This window comes from Candidatus Poribacteria bacterium (genome assembly GCA_009839745.1).
In the GTDB taxonomy this organism is placed as follows: Bacteria; Poribacteria; WGA-4E; order WGA-4E; family WGA-3G; genus WGA-3G.
This window is the reverse complement of record VXPE01000111.1, coordinates 91,999-101,960: the sequence shown is the minus strand read 5'-3', so window position 1 is coordinate 101,960 and position 9,962 is coordinate 91,999. Positions and strand designations below refer to the sequence as shown.

The following is a 9,962-nucleotide window of genomic DNA, read 5'->3' as shown; positions in this document are numbered from 1 at the left end:
CACCGATTTACCCGTGCTTTTCTAAAGACTAAACTTTTTTCAAACTCACGTTAGAGTACTCCTTTAATGTGGAATTCCCAATTGATGCATTCGGCGGTGAATCGCCTCTCGTGCCTCTTGGAAGGGACGAGAGAGAAATTCCTGATGGTCATCCTCGCCGTGATGGTGTGTCACGGTGCCGGGTTCATGGTGCCGCGCTGTCTCTTGAATATAGGACAACCCACCTTCAATCAAAGTCAACATATAGTTTGCAGTCTCCGGGTCAAACATCCACCACTCACCGCCGACTGCGATGTAGATTGGAGAGGTGTGGGCGATGATGCCGCGTCCCCATCCGTCGTAGTGTGGAACGGCTTGTGCGTAGTTCGGTCCACCGCATCTCGCCGCGATCCAAGAGTGTTTGTCCACTTTCAGATTCGCCTTCAGATGTAGATGCGCTTTGCCATCTTTGTCCTCAGTCGAAGCGACGACACGTCCCGCCTGAAGAATCTGCAAGGTATGGATCGGGAAGATGGAATCCGCGGAGGCTTCGACCTCAACCGTGCCGCCGTTACCGGGCAGGTTAATCGTGCTACCGATCGGTTGCCCATCGACGGTTAGACGGATCATGGGACCCCCACTGAGGAACGTATTTCCGGCACTCATGTATTTGCACCAGTTATCGTAATTGAATTCCTCGTCGTCAGGGATGTGGACATAAGTGCGATAAACACCTACCGGCACATCGCTACTCATCTTATCTGTCCCACCAACGAGCGGCAATTTATAGCCACAGTTGAGATAACGATAGTATTCAAGGTGTCCATACATCGCGTTGGTGAGGTACTCTACAGCATCAACGCGTCCGGTAGCAATGAGTGTCGCGGGTTCACAATTCGGATTTGGAATGTGTGGCAACACAACGGTGCCGCCCTGGGCGTGGCACGCATCTGCCCAGTGCGAAAGCGTGACCTCCATATTTCCGCCGAGTTCTGCTTCCCCAGGACCGTCTGAACACCACGGTGCGACCTGTTGCTTTAAACCGAGGAGTGTGAGATGACCGAGGAGATGCTGGCGATTTTCCTGCGTCGCATAGACAATGCTCCTTCCATCAGCAGAGGTTGTGGGTCTTCCGATGAATTCCTCTGTATTCGTAAAGAGATGTCCCCACTGCGAAAGGAGAAGGTTGACAACCCCCAAATCTTCGCCTTGTGCTTCGGTATGCGCCCCCTGCGTAGACAGGAAATGGACGTGCGTATCGCCGCTGAAATAACGTTCGGCGTTCATATCACACCACCGTTTTAACCGAAGCGTCAACTCGCGCTGTCCGGGTTTTATGTTGACAGTAGTTCGCAAGGGAGTATATTCAAAGCCGCGAGCGACATCAACGATAACGTCCCCGCGCGGTAGCCACCCCTGACACGTTCCGTCAATGTAGGCATAACTGATCTGTCCTAACCGGACATCACCACCGACATCTACGTGCCATGTCCCCATATTCGAATTGACGTGGGCATGGTGTCCGTGTGGCGCATACGGCACTCCGTGTGGGGAACGGAAATGGATGCGACAGGGAACCGGTTTGTTTGTATCCTCGTCAATGACTGTGGTATGCACCCAGTTTCTGCCGGCGTCGATGACCTCCACCTTAACCCGTTCATTGGGTTGAACGATCCCCTTTTCTTCGACTTCCCCCCACTTGACAGTGCCAAGCGTTTCACCTTGATTTTTGACTTCAACGCTTGCGGACGGAGTGGCGGATACTTCAACGTAAGCAGGGCTGCTTTTGTTGTTTTGGGATTCTCCCCAGCCTTTGAAATCGTCGTCGATAAAGGCATCGGGCGCATTTTCCGGTAATGGGTAAGGGTAGGTCGCAACGCCACGGTCAACATTGACTTCCATATCAAAGGGTTTGTCGGCATCCTCAGATCGAGGCAGCGTGATTTTGACTTCGCGGCGGGGACGACGTGGAATCGGGTCTTCGTCAAGGTAACCGAGCGTAACTGCTGCAACGATAAAACGCCGCTCTTGCGGTTGTATTTCAATTGACGCAACTTCGACGCCATCTCTCGGATTCTTCCATATCCATAAATAGTAGTCGCGCGGTGTCCCTTGGCTGACTTCGGTTTGTCGGTTGCCAGCGGATCCCCAAGGTCCCTCGTGTCGTGGCGATAAACTCTCCTGTCGGTCAGGTATAGCAAGAAACGTCTGTTGTCCCCATCCCTGTGGCACACTGCCGATCTCGAAGCGTTCACGAATCGGCACGCTCACCGATTCACCATCGGTGTAATGGAAAACATAATTAGCAATCAGTCTGCCGATCGGTTCGCCTTCAGGGATGCGTGACTCAAGCAGCCGATGCACAAAGATCACTCGCTTCGGGCTTGCACCGACAGGAACTTGGATAGCGTCAGTGTTAACGTCCTCACCGAAACCCAAGAAACAGGTTGTGTCTTCCGCGATGTCGAAAGGAAGTCCGTGGAACGTCTGTGCTCCGAGGGTGGGCGTTGCGTTCTCGCCGAGAATCTCTGTGCCGACATTGCACAAAGCGGAAAGTGAAATAGATTGGTAGTCTCTCATGTTTTCTAATCTTCCTTTTAAAGCCCCAGCGGGGCGACATGTCTATAGAGGAAAATCAATTGACTGTCCCTGTTCAGAGGACATATAGAACGCTTGCATGAGTTCAGTGAGGTTCCGTCCATCTTGGATGGTAATCGTCACCGGTTCATCGCGAAGAATAGCGTTAATCCACTGTTGTATCGGTTCAGGCGGTGCTGCGGGGGCATTAGCGATGTATTCCGCTTTCTCCTCATCAGAGAGTTTGCGGGTTTCAAAATGCATCTCGCCATCATGTCCCGCGGCAAACGAACCTTCTGTGCCGTAGATTTCAAGCATATTTGGACCGGAGCGTTGCGTCCACGCAACGTCAATCACCCCGAGTGCCTTGTTCGCAAACTCAACAACGGAAACACTATTGTCATCGATCGGGAAGTTGCCAGTGAAGTTGTTAATCTTGGCGATAGCACTCTTCGGCTCACCCATCAACCACCGGATAACATCGACACGGTGACACCCTAAATCGAAGAGGGCACCACCACCGGCGCGTTCTGGATCTGCGAACCAAGCACTTGTTCCACTGAACCAGCTATCCAATGCGGCAGAATGCGCAATCCGTCCTCTACCGAACGTGATGTCGCCGAGGAGTCCATCGTCAATTGCCTTTTTCGCAAACAGAATTTCAGGGTTAGCCCGGGAAGGGAGTGAAATCATGAACTTCACACCCGCCTTCTCGACGGCATCAATAATTGGATCGCATTCCGCAACAGTAATTGCGAGTGCCTTTTCGGTGAAGATATGTTTCCCTGCTTCAGCAGCAGCGATCATTACCCGCGGGTGGTCGGACGTGATTGCGTCAACGGCGACTGCGTCTACATCGTCGCGGCTGAGGACTTCATCGAGATCCGTATAGAAGGGAACTTCGTATTGCTCAGCGGCCTCTCTTCCACCCCCACCATGGTCAAAGTCCTCTTCGTCCCAGACGGCAACGAGTTCGGTTTCAGGGTTTTCGTTAATTTTTCGGGCATAGCCACCAGCGTGGACATGCGCCATACTAATCTTTGCGACTCTAATCATTTTTAATTTATGGCCTCCTGAACTGCCCTCCACTTCGTTTCGGGCAGGTTTCTGGTTAATTCTGTGCTGGGTTTGAACCGCTGTACGCGAAAGATAGGCACCCCACACATAATTCCTCTTATCCTCTTAATTGTTATCTAATCCTACCAACAGAAGAGCGGGTGGCGAGATGGTTCCAACCACGGAGTACCAATTGGACATCGGTGTGGCGATTCTCGGATTCGATCTCATCGTCACCGGCAAGCATTTGAACGAGAACGCTCTTTCTCGTCTGGTTTGAGCGGTTTGGCATCGAGCCGTGCAGGGTAAAGTAACTAAAGAAAAGCACGTCTCCGGGTTCCGCCTCTAAAACGGTTGCGTTCTCGATAGGGTATCGTTCTGTAACTTCAGCGTTCTGTCCGCTGCCCATCATGCCATCTGTGCGTCCCAACTCTTTGTGGGACCCCGGATAGACGCGGACACACCCCATTTCATCCGTAGCCTCTGAAACGTAGATGATGGCAGCTATCATCGTGTCTTTGACGGAGGGAAAATACTGCCAATCTTGATGCATCGGGAAGGGAGCACCCTGCTCCGGGGGTTTGCAGAAGAGTTTGGAGTGGTGAAGCATAATATCGGGTCCGAGAATGGCTTCGGTAACATCAAGAAACTTCTCCTGCATGAACGCCTGCAACCAGATCCCAGAGAAACTCTGGATATTGTGGGTATGGATGATAACAGATTCACCGCCATCAAGGGCATCCATCAATCTACCGCCCCAACGTGCGTTGACGTTCTCATCGCTTTTGAGGAGTTGATCCACGACCCGATCGAAGTCACTTTCCATCGCATTGATTTCTTGAGAGGAATAGACCCCTTTGGCGAAATAGTATCCGTTCTCCTGAAAGGATTTTCCGATATCTGACATTTTTTTAACTATTGCTCCTGAGCGGGGGGTCCGTTAGTCCACCCCGAATCTAAAATTGGTCAACAACCTGTTTCAGGTTATGAAAGTTTTTTATCTCTATTCAAAAGTACATCGTTAAAAAGCTCTCCTCGCTATCTACTTCTGTGCCCTCCTGCTGCAACTTGCTAAAGGTATCAAAAACAGCAAATTGACCCTTGTCCAGAATTCCGACGAGGTTTTCGACGTGCGAGTCAGAACCACACAACCGACGGACATCCTCAAGACGATTGGTAGCAACGATGACAGTTTTTCCCATCGCTTGGAGTTCACCGAGAAACTCGGTCATCTCGACCTGTCCACCCGGATCAAGCGGTGTGAGCGGCTCATCCAACAACCATAACTGTGGTTCATGTAAAAAGGTTTTGGCGAATAAAAGCCGTTGCCGTTCTCCTGTCGATAGCGTACCAACTTTAACCTCATGGAGATGCTGGATGTCCATCAATTCGAGAACTGTATCGATTGCATCCACACGCTCCCGTCTCTCCAATTTGTATGCAGCGGCAAAAAAATTGAGGTAATTTACAACGGACGATTCAGGATACCCTTCAAACGCGACCGGGATATACCCGATGCTTGGACGCACCTGTTTTAGGTTCGCAAATGCATCAATTCCATCAATAGAAACGGTCCCTGATGTCGGTTCGACTAAGGTTGCCAAAATGTTGAGTAGGAGCGTTTTCCCTGAACCATTCTTACCGATTAGAACGAGGCATTCCCCAGCTGCCACTTGGAATGTAAGTTCCGTCAGAATGGATTTCTTGTCAAAGGATTTGGACAGATTTTGGATCTCAAGCATCTTTAATTTACCTTGCGGTTCGGTTAGGATACTTTCATCTGAGCACTGCTTTCCGTATATCCGTCCCGGCGCGATGCTTGGGACTACAATTTTGACCAAAGATCATAGCAGTTAATAACATTGACGGCTGATCCAATAGAACAACTGCTGGATCTCCAAACGTTTGACTCCGCAAGCAAAATTAGAAAAACAGAAAACCGGACTGACCGAAACACTCAACTCAGATCGACCTTGACGGGTGTGCCGAGTTCAGCGGATTGCCACGCGGCTTCGGTCAATTGGATGACGCGCAACCCGTTTTCAACACCGATCGGATTCTCCGTCCGTTCACCCCGGATGAGTTCAATAAAAGCGACATCCTTGTTGGCTTGTTCCGGCATTTCAGATGTGTCAACAAGTTCTGGTGTCCCATCCCCTTCTTGACGATAGAGTTGCCCCTCTCGGAGATGGAGCGCGCCCTCCTCTAACCAGACGGAAAAAGCTTCTCGAACGCCCCCATACGCGTGTCCGACAATGCTGATATTGCACAAGGCACCCGTATCGAACTTAATGGACATCGCAGTGAGCACATCCACCTCAATGTCTAAGTTGTCTATCATCGCGAAGACAGTATCGGGACTCGCTTCCAATACCCAGAGGAGAATATCAATCAAGTGACTCCCTGAGTCGTTCAGTTGTCCACCTCCACCGAGGAACGGGTCTTGCCGCCATTTGCCCTGCTGATTCCGATACCAGTTCTGTGACTGATGTGCGGCGACGAAGTTAACGCGTCCGAGTTCACCACTTTGGACGACTTGGCGACAGTATTGATACGTAGGACTCAAATGCCGTTGGTAACCTATCATCAGGTGCAAACCGGTCTCTTCTATCTTCGCGATCACCTGCTTGGCATGATCCACCGTGCAAACCATCGGTTTCTCGGTGTGGACATGACACCCTCTATCAAGTGCGTCCATAATATGCTGGAAATGGAGACCGTGCGGTGAACTAATAACCACAGCATCCGGTTTGACGGCATCTAACATCTCAACGTGGTCTGCGTAAGTCGGCAGGGACTCGTCTAAACCGACGGTCTCTTTGAACGCCTCAAGCGAAGCTTCACTTGGATCGGCGAGCGCGACAATCTCCACATCTTCAACACTTGAGACACTGCGTCCGTGTCCACGTGCATTGCCGCCACACCCGATGAACGCAAAATTCAATTTCTGTTTTGACATATTTTAATTTATTGCCTCTTGGGCTGTCCTCCACTCTATTCATAGTTCTGACGCTGTTATCGTTTGCGATTTAGCCTATCACAACCTGCAACAAAAATTCAAGTTTTTAATTTTACTTCGCAGAGAAACAACATGCGTTAAAATTCTTGAGGGCGTCTCTTAAATCCGCTTGCACAGTCGCTGAAGAAAATTAATAAAGTGTTTAATAAATGAACACTATTGCACAAATTATGGCAGAAAACGTGCCCAAATTCACCATTTCTACTCCAATTCGCGGTGGCACACAATTTGCTAATCTGATTGTATCAAACAGCAGCTCACGTTATAAAATCAAAAAGGAGTTACCATGTTTATCAATACACAAAGGTTCTTTTTATTTTTACTATTCGCAGCTTGTTCTCTATTTTCCATATTTGGGTGTGACAGTGTTAATCCCTCCAAGATATTGGAAGACGTTACCGGTCCCAGAACTCCTACCTTAGCTGCCTCATCTGCGGTCACCAGTGTTTCTTTTCAGAACGATATCTTACCGATTCTCACAGCAAGATGCGCTTTCGCTGGATGCCATGTCGCTGGGGGACCAGACAATTTAGACTTCAGCACATATCAAACTCTGAAAAAAGGTGGAGAAGATGGCCCCGTCGTTATCCCAGGGAACCCCGACGAGAGCGATATTATCGAAGAAATCGTCTCTGGAAGAATGCCACCGGGTGGTCCTCCGCTGACTGATGCACAAATTCAACTCTTCATTGATTGGATTAATGAAGGGGCAATGGACGGGCAGCTGGGGCAACCTGTTCAACCGATAGAACAGAACACATTAATTGATGACGATGATCGTGAGGATGACGACGATGATGAGGACGACGAAGACGACAACGAGGATGATGAGGACGATGATGATCACGATGATGAGGACGACGAGGACGACAACGAGGATGAGGAGGACGATGATCGTGATGACGACAATGATAAGGACGACGAGGACGACTAAATAGGAGGAAATCTACCATGCAAAAACCGCTCTACCTTATTCTTTTTATAACCCTAAGTCTATTACTGAGCTGGATTCCGAACGTGCAGGCGGAAAAAGAGTGCACCGAAGATGTTGTAGAAGTAGAGGAGGTCACGGTAACAGCAACGCGCGCCGAAAAAGAGCCTTTCAAAACGCCTAACGCTATCACCGTTCTTAACCTCAAACAATTGGAACGGACCAATGCCGAGCACGCGTCCAATCTACTTCGTGATGCCGTCGGCGTTAGCGCACAGCAAACGACAGTCGGACAAGGTTCTCCATTACTCCGAGGCTTAACTGGCTACCAGACGTTGATACAGGTCGATTGGGTGCGTCTGAATAATTCAACATTTCGTTCGGGACCAAACCAATACACGGCAACCATCGGACCAGAGATGTTAGATCGGGCAGAAGTGCTACTTGGTTCAAGCTCGATGTTATACGGAAGCGGTGCTATGGGGGGGGTCGTGAGTTTCTTTACGAAAGCGATCCCGCTTAATCCAGCGCAGCAAACCTGGAAGATACATCCACGACTCCTTGCTCGGTACACGACAGCCACACAAGAACGACTCGGTCGGTTGGAGGTAACAGGAAATAAGGGTAGATTCGGATTCATCGCTGGCGGTGGTGCACGATTCTATGGAGATATGAACTCCGGTAACGGTTACGATCTCCACTACAAAAACCGGAAGTTTGAAATCGTAAACGAAATGCCAAGCGGCGTAAAACTCTATAACTATGATGAGATCAATCAGTTGTCAAAAGACAATATCCCTGAGAGATGGCTCATCGACACCGAAGGTCCACTGGGTTGGAAAGCCTACGATGCCAATGCAAAATTGGGTTATCAACTCAACGACACCAGCACTATCAATATCGCCTATCAGATGTGGCGACAACCGCAAACCCCGCGGTATGATAAAATCGCACCACAGGAATTTGATGAATTCTTTTTTGAACCGCAAAACCGGAATCTCGTCTATGCTAATTACTTCGTAACTCCAGTAGAAGGAGGCATCGACTCGTTCCGTCTGACAGCCTCTTATCATCGCCAAAAAGAGGGGCGCAACGAAGTGAAACTCGATGCGACATCTCGACGACATCGATATGATACTGTGAACACCATCGGCTTAAGCGCGCAAGCGGTTAGCTCCATCCTTTCTCGACAACGCTTGGTCGGTGGCGGTGAATTCTACTTGGACATGATCCAGAGTCGGACCGTTAATACCGATCTTAAGACCGGAAAAGAAGATATTAATGAAGACGTTGGACGTTTCATCAACGGTTCTCAGTTCTGGGATGCGAGTCTGTATTTGCAAGATGAAATTACGGTCCATGATCGTGTTGAACTTACCCTCGGTGGACGCGCTACGTTTTATCAGACCCATGCAGATCTGTCTGTCCGAGATAACGCTTTTGATGCGTTCAATGTATTCGACAGCAGCCTAACAGGAAGTGCTGGCGTCGTGGTGAGTTTGACAGAGCACCTGAACTTTGTAAGCAACTTTGGAACAGCATTTCGTGCCCCCTCGTTGAACGATACAACGGCGGTGGAAGTGACCAATGAAGGTGTCACTGCACCGAGTCCGGATCTTGGACCGGAAACTTCGTGGACAGTTGAGAGCGGTCTCAAGGCGAAGCACGCCTACTTCCATGGCACTCTCACACTCTTCCACAGTCGGATTAGCGGTTTAGTGGCACGTAAACCTGTGCAAGAGGCATATACAGGTGAAACACTCCCGCAACTCCATCAAGACCTCATCAAAGAATATGAGGGTATTGACGTACTCGTGTTTGATAATGTCGATGAGGCAGAGTTCCAAGGCGTTGAATTAGCTGGGTTGGTTCCGATCAATCCTGTCTGGTCGGTCTACGGCAATGGGGCATTGATACGTGGAGAAGTCCTTAAAATTGGCGGCAAAACACCAGATCCGAAGAAGCCGTGGGAAGCACGTGTCCGTAGGGAACCTCCATTGAACGGCATCGTTGGGGTCCAGTGGGAACCGTTAAATACAGAGTATTGGGCGACCTTTTATGTGCGCGCCGCAGCAGAACAGGGGCGACTGAACCGCAGTGATATCCGCGACCCCCGGATGCCCGGAAAAACACGCGATCCCGCCGAAGTTGAATTCGATTCCAACGGCTATGCAGTGGATGCTGGGACCCCAGGATGGTGGACCCTTAATGTTCGCGGAGGGTTTCAACTCTTCGATTACACACACGTGACATTATCACTCGAAAACCTGCTTGATCAACGGTATCGGCCACACGGCACGGGTGTAAACGCCCCAGGCTTCAACGTGAGCCTGAGTCTGGATAATCGGTTTTAATAGTTGTCAGTTATCAGTCGTCAGTTAAGAGGTTTTTCGGTAACAA

7 protein-coding genes are annotated in these 9,962 nt (G+C 49.8%); 2 read left to right on the top strand and 5 right to left on the bottom strand.

Annotated features, from left to right (window positions below):
- Nucleotides 1–63: 63 nt before the first annotated feature.
- The 5 genes from F4X88_17485 to F4X88_17465 all read right to left on the bottom strand — a co-directional run bounded on the left by F4X88_17485 (nucleotide 64) and on the right by F4X88_17465 (nucleotide 6,571).
- A complete protein-coding gene (locus tag F4X88_17485; protein MYA58078.1) occupies nucleotides 64–2,559 on the bottom strand; it encodes a hypothetical protein in 2,496 nt (831 codons plus the stop codon).
- A 42-nt stretch (nucleotides 2,560–2,601) separates the two neighbouring features.
- The gene (locus F4X88_17480; GenBank protein MYA58077.1) at nucleotides 2,602–3,612 is read right to left on the bottom strand and encodes a Gfo/Idh/MocA family oxidoreductase; all 1,011 of its coding nucleotides are present in this window, start codon (nucleotides 3,610–3,612) and stop codon (nucleotides 2,602–2,604) included.
- Between the two features lie 133 nt (nucleotides 3,613–3,745).
- Entirely contained in the window at nucleotides 3,746–4,519 is a 774-nt protein-coding gene (locus F4X88_17475; GenBank protein ID MYA58076.1) for a phytanoyl-CoA dioxygenase family protein, read from the bottom strand.
- A 100-nt stretch (nucleotides 4,520–4,619) separates the two neighbouring features.
- Nucleotides 4,620–5,354 (bottom strand): ABC transporter ATP-binding protein, encoded by a 735-nt coding sequence (locus F4X88_17470; protein ID MYA58075.1) that lies wholly within the window; start codon nucleotides 5,352–5,354, stop codon nucleotides 4,620–4,622.
- Between the two features lie 215 nt (nucleotides 5,355–5,569).
- The gene (locus F4X88_17465; GenBank protein ID MYA58074.1) at nucleotides 5,570–6,571 is read right to left on the bottom strand and encodes a Gfo/Idh/MocA family oxidoreductase; all 1,002 of its coding nucleotides are present in this window, start codon (nucleotides 6,569–6,571) and stop codon (nucleotides 5,570–5,572) included.
- Between the two features lie 346 nt (nucleotides 6,572–6,917).
- On the opposite strand from F4X88_17465, the gene F4X88_17460 reads away from it, so the two are divergent.
- A complete protein-coding gene (locus F4X88_17460) occupies nucleotides 6,918–7,565 on the top strand; it encodes a hypothetical protein (protein MYA58073.1) in 648 nt (215 codons plus the stop codon).
- A gap of 17 nt (nucleotides 7,566–7,582) precedes the next feature.
- A complete protein-coding gene (locus F4X88_17455; GenBank protein MYA58072.1) occupies nucleotides 7,583–9,916 on the top strand; it encodes a TonB-dependent receptor in 2,334 nt (777 codons plus the stop codon).
- The last annotated feature ends 46 nt before the right edge of the window (nucleotides 9,917–9,962 follow it).